This is a genomic window from Halomonas sp., from assembly GCF_033549285.1.
GTDB lineage: Bacteria > Pseudomonadota > Gammaproteobacteria > Pseudomonadales > Halomonadaceae > Halomonas.
This window is the reverse complement of the sequence record NZ_JAWSUJ010000053.1, coordinates 1-15,940: the sequence shown is the minus strand read 5'-3', so window position 1 is coordinate 15,940 and position 15,940 is coordinate 1. Positions and strand designations below refer to the sequence as shown.

The following is a 15,940-nucleotide window of genomic DNA, read 5'->3' as shown; positions in this document are numbered from 1 at the left end:
TGTTCACGGCCCACCACGCTCCCATGATGGAAGGAGAGATCGCCGATGGAGGAAGCATGAAGGTCCTGGTCCATATCGATGACGCCGAGCAGTGGCGTGACGCCCTGGCCGAGCGGCTGCCGGATGCCGAGGTGTTCACCAGCAGCGCCCCGGCCGAGAAGCGCCGCGAGGCGGACTACCTGGCGGCGTGGAAGCCCTCCGCCGAGTTGCTCGGCGAGCCCGAACGGCTCAAGGGCATCGTCAACCTCGGCGCCGGGGTCGACGCCCTGCTGGGCAACCCGGGGCTTCCCGAGGGCGTACCCATCGTCAAGCTGCGCGACGCCGGCATGGCCGAGCTGATCGGCGACTATGTGCGCTACGGCATCCTGCACTTCCAGCGCGACTTCGACCGCTACCGCCGCCAGCAGGCGCGCCACGAGTGGCGCGAGCGGGCGGTAGTCGACAAGGCCGACTGGCCGGTGGGCGTGCTGGGGCTGGGTGCCATCGGGGCGAAGGTCGCCGCCATGGTCGCCGCCGACGGCTTCCCGGTGCATGGCTGGAGCCGCTCGCCGAAATCCCTGGACGGCATCACCTGCCACCATGGCGAGGCGGGTCTCGATGCCTTGCTCGGCCGGGTCAGGAGCCTGGTGCTGCTGCTGCCGGACACCCCCGCCACGCGGCATATCGTCGACGCCGAGGCCCTCGGCCGGCTGCCCGAGGGCGCCAGCCTGATCAACCCGGGACGCGGCACCCTGATCGACGAGGCCGCCCTGCTCGACGCGCTTGGTCCAGATAGCCAGGGCGAGGGGGAGACGAAGGGTCGGCTGCGCGGGGCGCTGCTCGACGCCTTCCCCGCGGAACCGCTGCCCGACGAAAGCCCGCTCTGGTCGCATCCGCGGGTCTGGGTCACCCCTCACATGGCCGGCCCCACCCCCCTCGGGGCGGCCCTGGACCAGGTGGCCGAGGCCCTGCGCGCCTTCGAGGCCGGCGAGCCCCTCGACACCGTCGACCCCGCGGCCGGTTATTGAGCCCTCCCCCTACAACTGGTAACGGGAAAGCCTTACGCTGGAAGAAGACACCCAACGACCTCCCGGGAGGTGCGTGATGACCATGAAGGTTGACTACGGCGCCCACGACGCGTTGCTCGTCGTGGACATGCAGAACGACTTCTGTGAGGGCGGCGCCCTGGCCGTCGCCGGCGGCGCGGCCCTGGTGCCGGGCATCAACGCCGAGATCGAGGCGGCCAGGGCGGCCGGTGCCCTGGTGGTCGCCTCACGGGACTGGCACCCCGTCGACCACGTGAGCTTCTCGCATCGCGGCGGCTCCTGGCCGGTGCACTGCGTGCAGGACACCCCCGGCGCCGCCTTCCACCCCGACCTGGCCCTGCCTGAAGACGCCATCCGCGTCAGCAAGGCCACCGCCTTCGATGCCGATGCCTACTCCGCCTTCGACGGCACCGGACTCGGCGGCTACCTGCAGGAGAAGGGCATCGAGCGGGTGATCGTCTGCGGCCTGGCGCTGGATGTCTGTGTCCATGCCACGGTACTGGCCGCCAGTCGGGAGGGCTTTACCACCCTGCTGCTGGAGGAGCTATCCGCCGCGGTCGACCCGGATGCCATCGAGGCGTGCCACCGTGACTTCGAGGAAGCCGGTATCGAGGTGCGCAAATGAGCGAGCCGATTCCCCTGCAGGTCGAGGATGGCGAGCTGGCCCTGCTCACCGACCTCTACCAGCTGACCATGACCCAGGCCTACTGGAAGGAATCGATGCAGGAGCGGGCCACCTTCAGCCTCTTCTTCCGCAAGATGCCCCCGGCCCGCCGCTTCATGCTCGCCTGCGGGCAGCAGCATGCCGCGGCACTGCTCAGCCGGCTGCACTTCGGCGACACGGCCCTCGAGCGCCTCGCCGGCACCGGCCTGTTCGACCCGGGCTTCCTCGACTGGCTGGGCGACTGGCGCTTCGAGGGCGACATCTGGACCCTTCCCGAGGGCACGCCGGTATTTGCCAATGAGCCGCTGCTGGAAGTGGATGCCCCCATCGCCCAGGCGCAGCTGCTCGAGAGCCTGGTGATGAACCTGGTGCAGCTGGAAACGGTGCTCGCCTCCAAGGCGGTGCGCATCGTGATGGCCGCCCAGGGCCGCCCGGTGGTGGATTTCGGGATGCGCCGCATGCACGGCGTGGACGCCGCGGTGCGCGGCGTGCGGGCCTACCGCAGCGCAGGGCTGGCCGGGACCAGCAACGTGCTCGGCGGCCTGCGCCACGACCTGGCGATCAACGGCACCATGGCCCACAGCTATATCCTGGCCCACGACGACGAGCAGGAGGCCTTCCGTGCCTTCGCCCGCCACTATCCCGGCACCACCCTGCTGGTGGACACCCATGACACCCTGGACGGGGTGCGCAAGGTAATCGAGATCATGCGCGAGGAGCCCGAGGTCGGCGTCAAGGCCATCCGCCTCGACTCCGGCGACCTGGGCGAGCTGGCGAAGGGCGCGCGCGAGCTGCTCGACGAGGCGGGGCTCGAGGAGATCACCATCGTCGCCAGCAGCGGCCTCGACGAGCACCAGATCGCGGCGCTGCTCGAGGACGGCGCTCCCATCGATGCCTTCGGCGTCGGCACCCAGATGGGCGTCTCGGCGGATGCCCCGGTGATCGACCTCTCCTACAAGCTGGTGGAGTACGCCGGCACCCCGCGGGTCAAGCACTCGCCGGGCAAGATCAACCTGCCCTGCCGCAAGCAGCTCTATCGCCGCCAGGACGACCGGGGCCGCTTCGTCGGCGACGTCATCGCCCTGCGTGACGAGACCATCGACGCCGGCGAGCCGCTGCTGCGCCCGCTGGTCCGGGCGGGGCGGCTCGACGACGAGGAGATGGTCCGGGCCGATGAGGCCCGCGAGCGGGTCGCCGACGCCCTAGAGCGCTTCCCCGAGGACGTCAGGCGGCTCGCGGAGGGCGAGAGCGACTACCCTGTCACGCTCAGCCCCGAACTCGAGCGCCTGCAGTCGACGACCTGACGGGCCGCGTTGCAGGAAGGCAGGCAACGCGGAAAAGCAGGAGGGGCACATCGCTGGCGATGTGCCCCTCCTGCGTCGAGTCGCCAGGCCTCGCCGGGGGCGACGTCACAGCTTGTCCTGGGTCCGGGTCTCGAAGTCGCTGGCCGCGTGGCGCTCGTGCAGCTGCTCCGATAGCTCCCCCCAGGTACGGTTGACCATGCGTCCGCGCTTGACCGCCGGCCGCTCGGCGATACGCCTCGCCCAGCGCTGCACGTTGGGGTACTCGTCGACGGCCAGGAACTCCCCCGCATCATAGAGCAGCCCCTGGACCAGCAGGCCATACCAGGGGTAGATGGCCATGTCGGCGATGGTGTAGTCGTCCCCGGCGATGTAGGCACGCTCGCCAAGCGTGCGATCCAGCACGTCGAGCTGCCGCTTGGTCTCCATGGTGTAGCGGTCGATGGGGTACTCGAGAGGTTCCGGCGCATAGGCGTAGAAGTGGCCGAACCCGCCACCGACGAAGGGAGCCGCGCCCATCTGCCAGAACAGCCAGTTGAGGGTCTCGGTCCGCCCGGCATGATCCTCCGGCAGGAAGGCACCGAATTTTTCGGCCAGGTAGAGCAGGATCGCCCCTGACTCGAACACCCGGGTCGGCGGCTCGGTGGTGTGATCCATCAGTGCCGGGATCTTGGAGTTGGGGTTGGCGGCGACGAAGCCGCTGGAGAACTGCTCACCCTCGCCGATGCGGATCGGCCAGGCGTCGTACTCGGCTCCCTCGTGCCCCAGCGCCAGCAGCTCCTCGAGCATGATGGTCGCCTTCACGCCGTTGGGCGTGGCCAGGGAGTAGAGCTGCAGCGGGTGCCGGCCGACGGGCAACTCCTTGTCGTGGGTCGGGCCGGCCACGGGCCGGTTGATGCTGGCGAACTGGCCGCCGCTCTCGCGTTCCCACCGCCAGACGCGTGGCGGCTGGTAGGACGTATCGTCACTCATGGGCATGCTCCTGTGGCGAATGGCAGTCGGGTATCCCTTGCAGGGGCCCGGCGAGGTCCTCGCCGGGCTTGCGTGGCGGCGGACCGGGCAGGTGCCCGCGGCCCGCCAACGGGGCTTGCCGCGAAGGGCGGCGCCTTACAGCGGCTGCTTGGTCGGGCGGATGATCAGCTCGTTGACGTCGACGTCCGCCGGCTGCTCGATGGCATAGGCGATCGCACGGGCGATGGCATCGGCATCGATGGCCATCTCGTAGAGCTCGTTCACGCCCTTGGCGGTATCGGGGTCGCTGATGGTGGTGGTCAGCTCGGTGGCCACCGCCCCCGGGGAGATGTTGGTGGAGCGGATCTCCTCGCCGCCCTCCTGGCGGATGCCCTCGGAGAGCGCCTTGACCGCATACTTGGTGGCGCAGTAGACGGCCGCGGAGGGGAAGACCACGTGGCCGGCCACCGAGGAGAGGTTGATGATATGGCCGGCATGCTGCTCGCGCATGGTCGGCAGCACCGCGGCGATGCCATAGAGCACGCCCTTGATGTTGACGTCGACCATCTGCTCCCACTCGTCGACCTTGAGCTGGTCAAGCGGCGACAGCGGCATCAGGCCAGCGTTGTTGACCAGCACGTCGATGCGGCCGTAGGCCTCCCTGGCGGCAGCGGCCAGGGCCTCGACCTGGTCGCGGTCGGTCACGTCGGTGACGCGATAGATGGCCTCGCCCCCCTGCTCGACGATGGCGTCGCGCAGCGCCACGAGACGCTCCTCGCGGCGGGCGCCGAGCACCAGCTTGGCGCCGGCCTTGGCCAGGCGGTGGGCGGTGGCTTCGCCGAGGCCGCTGCTGGCCCCGGTGATGATGACGACCTTGCCATTGATCTCGGACATGGACTCTTCTCCTTGGGAATGGTTCGTGGTTTGGGAATGGTTCGTGGTGTCTGTCCCCGGCCGGCCCGGCCGGGAATCTCGAAGGTGTCAGGCCGGCTGTTCGGCCAGGCTCGGGTAGTCGGTATAGCCGCGCTCGTCGCCGCCATAGAAGGTACTGTCGTCCCAGTCATTGAGCGGCGCATCGAGACGCAAGCGTTCCGGAAGGTCCGGGTTGGCGATGAAGGGCCTCCCGAAGGAGACCAGGTCCACCTTGCCGGCGGCGATGCGCTGGCGGGCCTCCTCGGCGCTGTAGGCGCCGTTGCCGATGTAGGCGCGCGAGAACCCCTCGTGGATGGCCTCGATCACCGGCTCGGGACGCCCCTTCTCGTGGTTGCCCTGGAAGGAGTCCTCCACCACCTCGATGAAGGCGATCCCGATACCGTCGAGGGCCCGGGCGAAGGCGCCGAAAGTGGCGACCGGGTCATCGTCGACCATGGCATTGAAGCTGCCGGTGGGGCTGACGCGCACGCCGACCCGATCGGGGCCCCAGACGTCCACCACGGCCTGGACCACCTCCAGCGGCAGGCGCAGCCGGTTCTCCAGCGAGCCACCGTAGGCATCGGTGCGGTGGTTGCTGCCGCTCTTGAGGAACTGGTCGAGCAGGTAGCCGTTGGCGGCATGGACCTCCACGCCGTCGAAGCCGGCGCGCCTGGCGTTCTCGGCCCCCTGGCGGTACTGCTCGACGATCCCGGGCAGTTCGTCGGTCTCGAGCGGGCGCGGCGTGGGTACCTCGACCATCCCCGAATCGGCGCTGATGAAGGTCATGGCGCCTTCCGGTTTGATCGCCGAGGGCGCCACGGGCGAGGCACCGTCCGGCTGCAGCGCAGGATGGGAGATCCGCCCCACGTGCCAGAGTTGCAGGATGATGCGTCCGCCGGCCTGGTGCACGGCATCGGTCACCCGCTTCCAGCCCTCGACCTGCGCCTCGGAGTGGATCCCCGGGGTGAAGGCATAGCCCTTGCCCTGAGGGGAGACCTGGGTGGCCTCGGCGATGATCATCCCCGCCCCGGCCCGCTGACGGTAGTACTCGACGTTCATGTCGTTGGGCACATCGCCGGGCTGCGAGGCCCGCGAGCGAGTCAGCGGTGACATGATCACCCGGTTGGGCAGTTCCAGGTCACCGAGGGTGAAGGGCGCGAAGAGGCTGTCGTGTTGCGGGGTCATGGGTGACCTCCTGGGTCGATAGCGGTATGTATCGTATCTCTAGACCAGTCTACTAGGATCGTGACGCACGCCACTGCGGTTGGCTCTCCGGCTCGTGATCAGCTCGCCACGGGCAGCTCGCGGGCCAGCACCTGGCGGAAGAGGATCGCCTCGAAGCACTCCATGGGGGCCAGGGACTTGACGGTCTTGGCACGCAGGATGGCGCCCTCCCAGCCGGCCATGATGAAGCCTGCCAGCGCCTCGGGGTCGAGGTCTTCCGGCACCTCGCCGGCGCTGCGGGCCTCCTCGAGGCAGGCCACCAGCCGGCGCTCCCATGCGCGGAACACCTGGTCGAGGCGGGCCCGGAAGACCTCGCTGCGCGCCGAGAGCTCCTGGCCCAGGTTGCCGATCAGGCAGCCGCGGGCATGGTCGCAGGAGAGCATGTCCGCCTTCCCGGCGGCGAAGTAGCGGCGCAGGCGCTCCAGCGGGGAGGCGTCGCTGGCCTCGAAGATCGCCGCCAGCCGGGCGTCGTACTGTTCGGCGAAGGCGTCGATCACGGCCAGGCCGAAATCCTCCTTGCTCGAGAAGTAGTGGTAGAAGGAGCCCTTGGGGACCCCGGCCCGGCTGAGCACCGCATTGATGCCGGTGGCGTTGAACCCCTGCTCGGCGATCAGGTCGGCGCCGATCTCGATCAGCTTGTCGCGGGTGGCGTGCGTCTTCATGCCGGCAAGATTAGACCAGTCGTCTAGCTGCGTCAAATCCTACCGGCACGCCTCAGTCGAGCATGGCGGCAAAGCGCTTGAGCCAGGCCGGGTGGGCCGGCCAGGCAGGCGCCGTGACCAGCTTGCCGCTGGCCACCGCCTGGTCGACATCGATCTCGGCATAGTCGCCGCCGGCCAGGCGCACTTCCGGGGCGCAGGCCGGATAGGCCGAGACCCGATGCCCCTCGAGGGAGACCGCCGCCGCCAGCAGCTGGGCACCGTGGCAGATGGCGGCCACCGGCTTGTCATGGTCGAAGAAGTGGCGGACCATTTCCAGCACCCGCTCGTCGAGGCGCAGGTACTCCGGCGCGCGCCCGCCGGGGACGACCAGGCCGTCGTAGTCGGCGACCTCCACCTCGGCGAAGGTGGCATTCAGGGTGAAGTCGTGCCCGGGCTTCTCGGAGTAGGTCTGGTCACCCTCGAAGTCGTGGATGGCGGTGCGTATCTTGTCGCCCTCGCGCTTGTCGGGGCAAACCGCATCGACCACGTGCCCCATGGCCTGCAGGGCCTGGAAGGGCACCATGATCTCGTAGTCCTCGACATAGTCACCGGCGATCAGCAAGAGTCTGGCCATGAGAGTCTCCTCGGTGGTGTGGCGGCGACGCAGGCGTCGCCCTGCAAGGGCAGCCTAGCAGCCCCTCGGAGGGCCCGCCGGGAAAAGCGCAAGGAGCGTGCAGACGGGAACCCCCGGGCTCGCGGGGACTCTCACTCCTGCCCCATCGACGGCCATGGAGTCCTCGCATGCCCGCACCGCTGCGCCGCTGCGCCGCCCTCATCCTGCTGCTGGTCGCCGGCAGCGCCCTCGCCGCCGAGCCGCGCCCCTTCGATGCCCGCTACCGCCTCGAGGTGGCCGGCTGGCCGAGCACCACCGTCGAGCACCGCCTGAGCCGTGACGGGACGCACTGGCAGAGCGACATGCGGGCCGCCATCTCGGTGGCCCGGGGCCACGAGCGCAGCCGGTTCATCGCCGGCGAGGCCATCCGCTCGCTGCACTATGCCAGCGGCTACAGCCTGCTGGGCATCGGCAAGGCGTATGAGCTGGACCGGGAGGCCCTGGCCCGACTGCCCGACCGCCAGACCGCCCTGTTCGAGCTCTCCCGGCGCGCCGTGTCAGACGACTGCGACCCGACCTGCCGGCTGCGCTATCTCGACCATCGTGGCCGCGAGGAGCGGGTCGACTACCGCCGGCTGGACCGCCGCACACTCGAGCTGCCCGCCGGACGCTTCGAGGCGGTCAGGGTGGAGGTCACCGAGCCGGACGACCCCGATCGCAGCATGGTCTTCAGCTTCCACCCCGGTGTGCCGGGCCTGCTGCTGGCCATGGAGTACCACCGCGACGGCGAGCGGCGCAGCCGGCTGGCCCTCACCGACCTGACCCTCGCCGCCGCCGGGCTCGCTTCCTCCCCGAAGGGAAATTGACTAGAGTGGGCGGCTTTCGGTCGCCGCCGGCGACCCCTGGACGGGAAGGGAGTCTCGATGCTGAGCGGTCTGGTGATCGTGCTGTTGCCGCTGGTGCTGGGGTATCTGGTGCCGGTGCGGGATGCCCGGCTGATGGCGCTGATCAACCGCGGCGTGAACGCCTCGATCTACGTGATCCTGCTGCTGATGGGGATGAGCCTGGCGGGCCTGGACGACCTGGCCGGCCAGCTCTCGCGCCTGGGCGGCCAGGCCCTGCTGCTGTTCGCGGTGATCTCGGTCTGCAACCTGGCGGCCCTCTGGTGGCTGTCGCGCCGGCTGGGCCTCACCGCCGACCCCTCGAGGGTGGTGGCGGGGGCGCCTACCAGCAAGTGGGCCGCCATGGCCGGATCGCTGGCGCTGGTAGCGGTGGTGGTGGCCGGCGTGGTGCTCGGCCTGCTGCTGGAGTGGCTCACCGGCAGCGGCCTGTTCGCCACGGCCGAGACCCTGGCCGAGGGGGTGCTCTACCTCCTGCTGGCGCTGATCGGCTGCCAGCTGCGTAACTCCGGCATGCCGCTGCGCCAGATCGTGCTCAACCGCTTCGGCCTGGCCATCGCCCTGACCCTGGCCGCCAGTTCGCTGGTCGGCGGCCTGCTGGCGGCGCCGCTGCTGGACCTGGCCTGGAACGAGGGGCTGGCGCTGGCCGCCGGCTTCGGCTGGTACTCGCTCTCCGGCATCCTGGTCGGCGACCAGCTGGGCCCGCTGATGGGCGGGGTCGCCTTCTTCAACGACCTGGCCCGGGAGCTGCTCGCCTTCGTGCTGATTCCGCTGGTGATTCGCCGCCATGCGGCGCTGGCGATCGGCTACGGCGGCGCCACCTCCATGGACTTCACCCTGCCGGTGATCCAGCAGCACGGCGGTGTGGCCTGCGTGCCGGTGGCCGTGGTCTCGGGCTTTCTCCTCTCGCTGCTCTCGCCGCCGCTGATCCTCTTCCTGCTCTCGCTGTGACCGACCAGCGCCGTGGCCGCCGCCCTTGCCGGCGGGGACGGCATGGGCGAGGCTGACCGCAAGCTGCACATTGCCTGCACAGAACCTGACCGATGGCTGCACGCCGAGCGGCGAGAATGCACCACGCCCTCGCCGCCCCTCGCTCCCGGAGCCCGCCCATGCGCTCGCCACGTCTCCCCCGTCCGGCCGTCTCGCGACTCGGCATCAAGCTGTTCGCGATCATCCTGGTGGTCAACGTGGCCATCTCCGGACTGGTGTTCCTGGCGGTCTCGCGCAGCCTCGACCAGGGCTTCATCGAGTATCTGGACCAGACCCAGACCCGTCGCGCCGAGACCCTGGCCGAGGGGCTCGCCGAGGAGTGGGCCGGCCGCGGCGACTGGCAGTGGCTGCGCCAGTCGCCCGGGGCCTGGCACCGCCTTGTGCGCCGCCAGCTGTGGCCCGGCGACACCCCGCCGCCGGAGGGCATCGAGCGGCGCCTGGGGGATCCCAGGGACTTCGTGCTCCACGACGCGGCCGGGCTGCCGGTGATCGGCCTGCCCCCGGACAGCGACCAGGAGGCGGCGGAGCTGCGCTGGCTGCCCATCGAGAGCGGCGGCGAACGGGTCGGCATGCTCGGCTACCGCCCGCCCCAGCAGCTGATGGCGCGCCTGGACCGCATCTTCCTCTCCCGCCAGCAGCGCAACCTGGGCATCATCGTCGCCGCCCTGGGCCTGGCCTCGCTGCTGCTGGCCGGCGGCCTCTCCTGGTGGCTGGGACGGCGCACCCGCGGCATGGCCCGGGCCACGCGGCGCCTTACCGAGGGCGACTACAGCACGCGCCTGGCGGAACGCGGCCGCGACGAGCTGTCGAGCCTCGCCCACGACTTCAACGTGCTCGCCGCCACCCTGGAGGCCAGTCGCGAGGCGCGCAACCGCTGGGTCTCCGATATCGCCCACGAACTGCGCACGCCGCTGGCCGTGCTGCGTGGCGAGATAGAGGCCATGCAGGACGGCATCCGTTCCCTGGATCAGGACAACCTGCACTCGCTGGCCCAGGAGGTGGGCCAGCTGGAGCGCCTGGTGGCCGACCTGCGCCTGCTCTCCCAGAGCGATGCCGGCGCCCTGGAGGTCCAGCTGGCGCCCCTGGACCTGGCGGAGAGCCTCGCCACGCGCCTCGACGAGGCCGGCGGCTGGCTCGGTGACAGCGGCATCCAGCTGGCGCACGAGATCGAGGGGCCGGCGTGGATCCGCGGCGACACCCAGCGGCTGCGCCAGCTGTGGAACAACCTGATCGACAACACCTGCGCCTATACCACGCCCCCGGGGCGGCTGCGCGTGCGCCTCTCCGCCCACCAGGGGCAGGTGCGGGTGACCTGGGAGGACAGCGCCCCCGGCGTGCCCGAGGCCGAGCTGCCCCGGCTCACCGAACGGCTCTACCGGGTCGAGGGGTCGCGCAGCCGCGCCAGTGGCGGCAGCGGCCTGGGGCTGTCGATCGCCACCGCCCTGGCCCGCGCCCACGGCGCCCGCATGGAGGCCTCCCCCTCATCGCTCGGCGGGTTATGCTGGACGCTGACCTTTCCCGCCATCGAGGACCACCAGCTCAGGGAGGACGCCGCATGAGCACCCCGGACACCGAACAGGACCTGGTCCTGATCGTCGAGGACGAACCCAAGATCGCCCGCCTGGTCGCCGACTACCTGCAGGGCAGCGGCTTCACCAGCCACCACCTGGACCACGGCGATGCCGTGCTGCCCTGGCTGGAGGCCCGCAGCACGCGCCCCGAGCTGGTGCTGCTCGACCTGATGCTGCCCGGCACCGACGGCCTGACCCTGTGCCGGGAGATCCGCCAGCGCTGGCCGGCGGTGGCGATCATCATGCTCACCGCCCGGGTCGAGGAGGTCGACCGCCTGCTGGGCCTGGAGCTGGGCGCCGACGACTACATCTGCAAGCCCTTCAGCCCCCGCGAGGTGGTGGCCCGGGCCAGGGCCGTGCTGCGCCGCAGCCGTGCCGCCACCTCGCCGGCCCCCGAGGGCAGTGACCTGGTCCTCGACGAGGAGGGCTGGCGGGCCCTGGCCGACGGCCACGACCTGGGACTCACCGCGGTGGAGTTCCAGCTGCTCAAGGTGATGATGCACTCGCCCGGGCGCATCTTTACCCGCGAGCAGCTGATGGACCACATGTACCGCGACCACCGCATCGTCTCCGAGCGCACCGTCGACAGCCACATCAAGAAGCTGCGCCGCAAGATCGCCGAGACCTGGCCCGAGCGCGAGGTGATCCGCTCGGTCTACGGCGTCGGCTACAAGTACCAGCCGGAGGAGTGACCCCCCGGCAGATGCACGACCTTTGCACCCTCGCTGCATGCCGCTTGCACCCCCGGCGACGAGACTGGCAGCGTCAACCCGAGGCCCGACGAGGCCCCCAAGGAGAACCGCCATGACACGCTCACTCACCCGTACCCTGCTGGCTCCCGCCCTGCTCGCCGTCGCCATCGCCCCCTTGGCGCTCTCCGCCAGCGCCGCCCCCGCTGGCGAGGGCAGCCACCAGGGCTGGAGCGAGGAACATCGCCAGCAGCACGAGCAACGCCGCCAGGCCCTCTTCGAGCGGGCCGGCATCGACGAGGAGATCCGCCAGGCCCTGGAGGAGGCGCGCCGCGAGCACCGCGAGGCGGTCCGCGAACTGCGCGAGGAGCATCGCCAGCGCATGGACGAGATCCTCGGCGAGGAGCAGCGCGAGGCGCTGGAGGCCGCGCGTCAGGAAATGCGCGAGGAGCAGCGCGCCGAGCGCCGCGAGGCCATGCAGCAGCGGCTGACCGAGCTGGTCGACAGCTGGGAACTCTCCGAGGAGGAGCGCGAGGCGTTGCGCGAGGCCCGCGAGGCGATCTACGCCGACATGCAGGCGCTGCGCGAGGGCGATTTCGACTCCCGCCAGGAGCGTCGCGAGGCCATGCGTGAATTGCGCGAGGAGCACCAGGAGACGCTGGCCGAGATCCTCAGCGACGAGCAGATCGAGGAGATGCGCGCGGTGCTCTCCCGCCATGGCCGAAAGGACAAGGGCGGCGATGGTCGCCAGGAGAAGCGCGACGGCGCCGCCGACTGACGCCTCCCACGGCTTACCACCCCCATCGCCCGGCCTTGTGCCGGGCGTTTGCGTTCGAGCCTCGACGTTCGTGCCGTGAGGTTCATGCCTTGAAGTTCCCTGGCGGGGGCTGTATTTTATTTGAACGTTCATTCAATATAATAATCCCCCCGACACAGGAGCCCCGCATGTCGCATGCCCCCTCCCACCCCGAACGACGAGACCGGCTGAACCGCGTCGTCTTCCACGGCAGCGTGGCTGGCATCCTGCTCTTCCTGGTGTTGACCATGCTGTTCACCGAGCGGGCTGGCGCCCTCTTCGATGCCGGCCTGTCGTGGGTCAGCGAGACCTTCGGCTGGTACTACATGCTCGCCGCGGTGGTCTACCTGGTCTTCGTCGTCGTCATCGGCGCCTCCCGGGCGGGCAACATCCGCCTGGGCCCCGACCACGCCAGGCCCGAGTTCTCGCTGCTCTCCTGGGCCTCGATGCTGTTCGCGGCCGGCATCGGCATCGACCTGCTGTTCTTCTGCGTGGCCGAGCCCCTAGCCCACTATCTGGCGCCGCCGGACCTCGACCCCGAGAGCGCGGCGGCCATGCGGGCCGCCGTGCCCCAGACCTTCCTTCACTGGGGGCTGACCGGCTGGGGCATGTACGTGCTGATGGGCATGGCGCTGGCCTACTTCAGCTACCGCCACCGCCTGCCGCTGGCGATCCGCAGCGCCCTCTACCCGCTGCTCGGCCAGCGCATCCACGGCCCCATCGGCCACGCCGTGGACATCACCGCCGTCATCTCCACGGTGTTCGGCATCGCCACCAGCCTCGGCATCGGGGTGATGCAGCTCAACTACGGGCTGACCTACATGTTCGACGTCCCGGAGAACCTCTCCGTGCAGGTGGTGCTGATCGCCCTGGTGGTGGTGCTGGCGACCATCTCGGTGGTCAGCGGCGTCGAGAAGGGCATTCGCCGCCTCTCCGAGTTCAACATGCTGCTGGCCGCCGCCCTGCTGCTGTTCGTGCTCTTCCAGGGCGACACCCTGCGCCTGCTCGACGCCCTGGTCCTCAATGCCGGGGACTACCTGGGCGGTTTCGTCGGCGCAAGCTTCGATACCTATGCCTTCGCCGGCGAGGAGGCCCAGCAGTGGAAGGGCTGGTGGACCATCTTCTTCTGGGGCTGGTGGATCGCCTGGACGCCCTTCGTCGGCCTGTTCCTCGCCCGCATCTCCCGCGGGCGCACCATCCGCGAGTTCGTCATCGGGGCTCTGCTGATCCCGCTGGGCTTCATGATGGCCTGGATGTCGATCTTCGGTAACAGCGGCATCGACCTGGTGGCCAACCAGGGACTGGTCGAACTCGGCGAGCAGGCGCTGAACACCCCCCAGACCACCATCTACACCCTGCTCGAGCAGTACCCCTACATCGGCCTCACCGCCTCGGTGGTGACCGTGCTCGGCATCGTCTTCTTCATCACCTCGGCGGACTCCGGCGCCCTGGTGCTGGCCAACTTCACCTCGATCCTCTCCGATGTGAACCACGATGCCCCGATCCGCCTGCGCATCTTCTGGTCGGTGGTCATCGGCCTGATCACCATCGCCCTGCTGATGGCCGGCGGGCTCAATGCCCTGCAGAGCGCCGTGGTGATCACCGCCCTGCCCTTCTCGCTGGTGATCTTCGCCATCATGGCCGGCATGTCTCGTGCCCTGAAGCTCGAGAGCAGCAAGGCCGACGCCCGCCGCCAGGTCAGCGGTACCGCCCCGGGGGGCGACTGGCGCGAACGCCTCGACCGCGCCCTGGACACCTCGACCCGGGCCGGTGCGTCAGCGACCGTCGAGCACGCCATTCGCCCGGCCCTCGCCCAGTTCGCCAGCGAGCTCGAGGGCCGCGGACAGCGGGCCTCGGTGAGCGAGGAGCACCTCGAGGACGAGCCCCTGCCGCGCCTGACCCTGCAGGTGGACTTCGACCAGGCCCAGAGTTTCGTCTACCAGGTGTGCGCCAACCGCCTGCGCACGCCGAGCTTCCTGCCGGTGGACGACGATTACTACGTGCGTCTCGACGTCCACCTGGCCGAAGGCGGCACGGGACAGGACCTCAACGGCTACACTCGCGGCCAGGTGATCGGCGACGTGCTCTCCGAGTACGAGCGCCACCTGCACTTCCTGGCGCTGTCGGATGCCGACGGCGGCGTGCAGGCCATGCCCGGCGCCACGGGCGAACCGCCCGCCAGCGCCTCGCCGGCCTGACGACGACCGCCAGCAACCGACAACGGCGACGCCAGTGGCGTCGCCGTTGTCGTTTCCGGCCGACGAAAAGGCCCGCGGCCATCACGCCGCGGGCAAGCATCGAAACAGCAGGCAGGGCCCGGCCAGCGCCGGGCCCTTGCCATCAGAACCAGACTTCGGTCTGCACGCCGAAGGTCCACTGGCTGCCGGTGAACTCGTCGCTGCCGAAGGCATCGTCGGCGCTGTAGTCATTCAGCTCCTCGTCCCAGTCGCTCCAGGAGGCGAAGAGGCGGATCTCCGGCCGCTGCCAGAAGCCGCCCACCTGGGGCTTGAAGGTCGGGGCGATGGTGAACTTGGTGTAGTCACCCTCGACGGCGGTACGACCGTCGAGGCCCTGGGGGTCGAGGTCCATCCACTGGTAGCTGGCCTCGTACTGCATCTCGAAGTTCTGGGTCAGCTCGTTGGCCAGGCGCACGTTGAGGGTCGCCCAGTCGTACTGGTCGCCGTCGACATAGCGGTCCTCGCTGGTCTCGGCGAGCAGCGCCGGGGCCACGCGCCACTTGGGGGCCACATAGGTGGTGCCGTAGAGGCCGACACGGGTCGCGGTGGCATCCTCGGTCAGGTCACCGCGCGCACCGATGCCCTTGACCTCGGCCCCCAGGCCCTGGCCGTGCAGCACGGCGGCCTTGAAGTTGCCCTCGGAGAGGCCGAAGAAGCTGTCGCCATGGTAGGCCACCATGGTATGGAAACCGGATTCGGCGGCCTCCTGGCCTTCGCCGATATCGCGCTCCTCGTTGTCGGCGGCGGACATGCCGTTGACCATCCACTGCCAGTTACCGAAGTAGTTGTTGGAGGTGAGGATCAGGTTGTCGGTGTCGCCGCTGTCATCCCCCGGCGACTCGCGTGTCACGGGGAAGTCGCTGAAGCTGCGGCCGTAGAGCGAGACGTTGGACGTCCAGTTGTCGGCCAGCTGCATGTCGTAGATCCCCGCCCCGGTGCCGGAGAGGAAGATGAAGTCGCTATCGAGCCAGTGGATATCGAAGTTGTCGCGGTCGAAGCGCTTGCCGGCCCAGATGGAGGCGTTCTCGAAGGCGCCAGTGAAGCTCGGCAGGTCGCTGAACTCGGCATAGACCTGGCGCACGTTAAGGTTGGATTCCTCGGCGGTCCAGTCGTTGCTGGTGGTGGTACCGTCGGCAATCATGGTGCGGTAATGGGCCTTGGCGCCATTGTCGAAGCGCATCCGGTAGTTGAAGACGGCCTCGGCGTAGGTATCCGGCTCGTTGCCCAGGCGCCCCACGGCCCCCCCCCAGGGAGCCGGCCGGGGTCAGGTAGGGGCCGCCCTCGGCGCTCTTGCCCTCCTCGCCGATCAGCAGGCCCGAGCGGGCGTAGACGTTGAAGGAAAAGCCCTCCTCGCCACTGGCCTGGCGTTCGACCCTGGCCAGGCGCTCCTCGACCTCCTCCTGTGACAGGCGCCCCTCGGCCTGCTG

14 protein-coding genes and 1 pseudogene are annotated in these 15,940 nt (G+C 69.7%); 9 read left to right on the top strand and 6 right to left on the bottom strand.

Translation table 11 applies throughout. From position 1 onward, the window contains the following. Positions 1 to 56 precede the first annotated feature (56 nt). The 3 genes from SCI24_RS12805 to SCI24_RS12795 all read left to right on the top strand — a co-directional run bounded on the left by SCI24_RS12805 (position 57) and on the right by SCI24_RS12795 (position 2,993). Entirely contained in the window at positions 57 to 1,007 is a 951-nt protein-coding gene (locus SCI24_RS12805) for a glyoxylate/hydroxypyruvate reductase A (protein ID WP_318725743.1), read from the top strand. 76 nt (positions 1,008 to 1,083) lie between these two features. Beyond that, the gene (locus SCI24_RS12800; RefSeq protein ID WP_318725742.1) at positions 1,084 to 1,650 is read left to right on the top strand and encodes an isochorismatase family protein; all 567 of its coding nucleotides are present in this window, start codon (positions 1,084 to 1,086) and stop codon (positions 1,648 to 1,650) included. Further along, positions 1,647 to 2,993 carry a nicotinate phosphoribosyltransferase gene (locus SCI24_RS12795; RefSeq protein WP_318725741.1) on the top strand — a complete coding sequence of 449 codons (1,347 nt, stop codon included), beginning with the start codon at positions 1,647 to 1,649 and terminating at the stop codon, positions 2,991 to 2,993. Before SCI24_RS12800 ends, SCI24_RS12795 begins: the two co-directional genes overlap by 4 nt. A 105-nt stretch (positions 2,994 to 3,098) precedes the next feature. On the opposite strand, the gene yghU is transcribed toward SCI24_RS12795, so the two are convergent. The 5 genes from yghU to SCI24_RS12770 all read right to left on the bottom strand — a co-directional run bounded on the left by yghU (position 3,099) and on the right by SCI24_RS12770 (position 7,352). Continuing rightward, positions 3,099 to 3,962 carry a glutathione-dependent disulfide-bond oxidoreductase gene (gene yghU / locus SCI24_RS12790; RefSeq protein ID WP_318725740.1) on the bottom strand — a complete coding sequence of 288 codons (864 nt, stop codon included), beginning with the start codon at positions 3,960 to 3,962 and terminating at the stop codon, positions 3,099 to 3,101. Between the two features lie 135 nt (positions 3,963 to 4,097). Next, positions 4,098 to 4,835, bottom strand: coding sequence for an SDR family oxidoreductase (locus SCI24_RS12785; RefSeq protein WP_318725739.1), 738 nt, complete (start codon positions 4,833 to 4,835; stop codon positions 4,098 to 4,100). Positions 4,836 to 4,922: 87 nt separating this feature from the next. Continuing rightward, the gene (locus SCI24_RS12780; protein WP_318725738.1) at positions 4,923 to 6,038 is read right to left on the bottom strand and encodes an alkene reductase; all 1,116 of its coding nucleotides are present in this window, start codon (positions 6,036 to 6,038) and stop codon (positions 4,923 to 4,925) included. A 98-nt stretch (positions 6,039 to 6,136) separates the two neighbouring features. Next, positions 6,137 to 6,739: a TetR/AcrR family transcriptional regulator gene (locus SCI24_RS12775; protein ID WP_318725737.1), complete on the bottom strand. Its 603-nt coding sequence runs from the start codon at positions 6,737 to 6,739 to the stop codon at positions 6,137 to 6,139. Between the two features lie 52 nt (positions 6,740 to 6,791). Continuing rightward, the gene (locus tag SCI24_RS12770; RefSeq protein ID WP_318725736.1) at positions 6,792 to 7,352 is read right to left on the bottom strand and encodes a DJ-1/PfpI family protein; all 561 of its coding nucleotides are present in this window, start codon (positions 7,350 to 7,352) and stop codon (positions 6,792 to 6,794) included. 167 nt (positions 7,353 to 7,519) lie between these two features. Here SCI24_RS12770 and SCI24_RS12765 point away from each other — a divergent pair, with 167 nt between their 5' ends. From SCI24_RS12765 to betT, 6 genes are all read left to right on the top strand, one after another. Next, a complete protein-coding gene (locus SCI24_RS12765) occupies positions 7,520 to 8,197 on the top strand; it encodes a hypothetical protein (protein WP_318725735.1) in 678 nt (225 codons plus the stop codon). A gap of 57 nt (positions 8,198 to 8,254) precedes the next feature. Beyond that, complete coding sequence (locus tag SCI24_RS12760; RefSeq protein WP_318725734.1) at positions 8,255 to 9,181, top strand: lysine exporter LysO family protein; 927 nt, start codon at positions 8,255 to 8,257, stop codon at positions 9,179 to 9,181. Between the two features lie 158 nt (positions 9,182 to 9,339). Continuing rightward, positions 9,340 to 10,779, top strand: a complete 1,440-nt coding sequence (locus SCI24_RS12755) for an ATP-binding protein (RefSeq protein ID WP_318725733.1) — start codon at positions 9,340 to 9,342, stop codon at positions 10,777 to 10,779. Next, positions 10,776 to 11,483, top strand: coding sequence for a response regulator (locus SCI24_RS12750; protein ID WP_318725732.1), 708 nt, complete (start codon positions 10,776 to 10,778; stop codon positions 11,481 to 11,483). Before SCI24_RS12755 ends, SCI24_RS12750 begins: the two co-directional genes overlap by 4 nt. 112 nt (positions 11,484 to 11,595) lie before the next feature. Then, complete coding sequence (locus SCI24_RS12745; protein WP_318725731.1) at positions 11,596 to 12,258, top strand: hypothetical protein; 663 nt, start codon at positions 11,596 to 11,598, stop codon at positions 12,256 to 12,258. 167 nt (positions 12,259 to 12,425) lie between these two features. Next, a complete protein-coding gene (gene betT / locus SCI24_RS12740) occupies positions 12,426 to 14,474 on the top strand; it encodes a choline BCCT transporter BetT (RefSeq protein WP_318725730.1) in 2,049 nt (682 codons plus the stop codon). A 142-nt stretch (positions 14,475 to 14,616) separates the two neighbouring features. Here the strand turns inward: betT and SCI24_RS12735 are convergent. Further along, positions 14,617 to 15,940, bottom strand: a pseudogene (locus SCI24_RS12735) (carbohydrate porin); the annotation flags it as partial.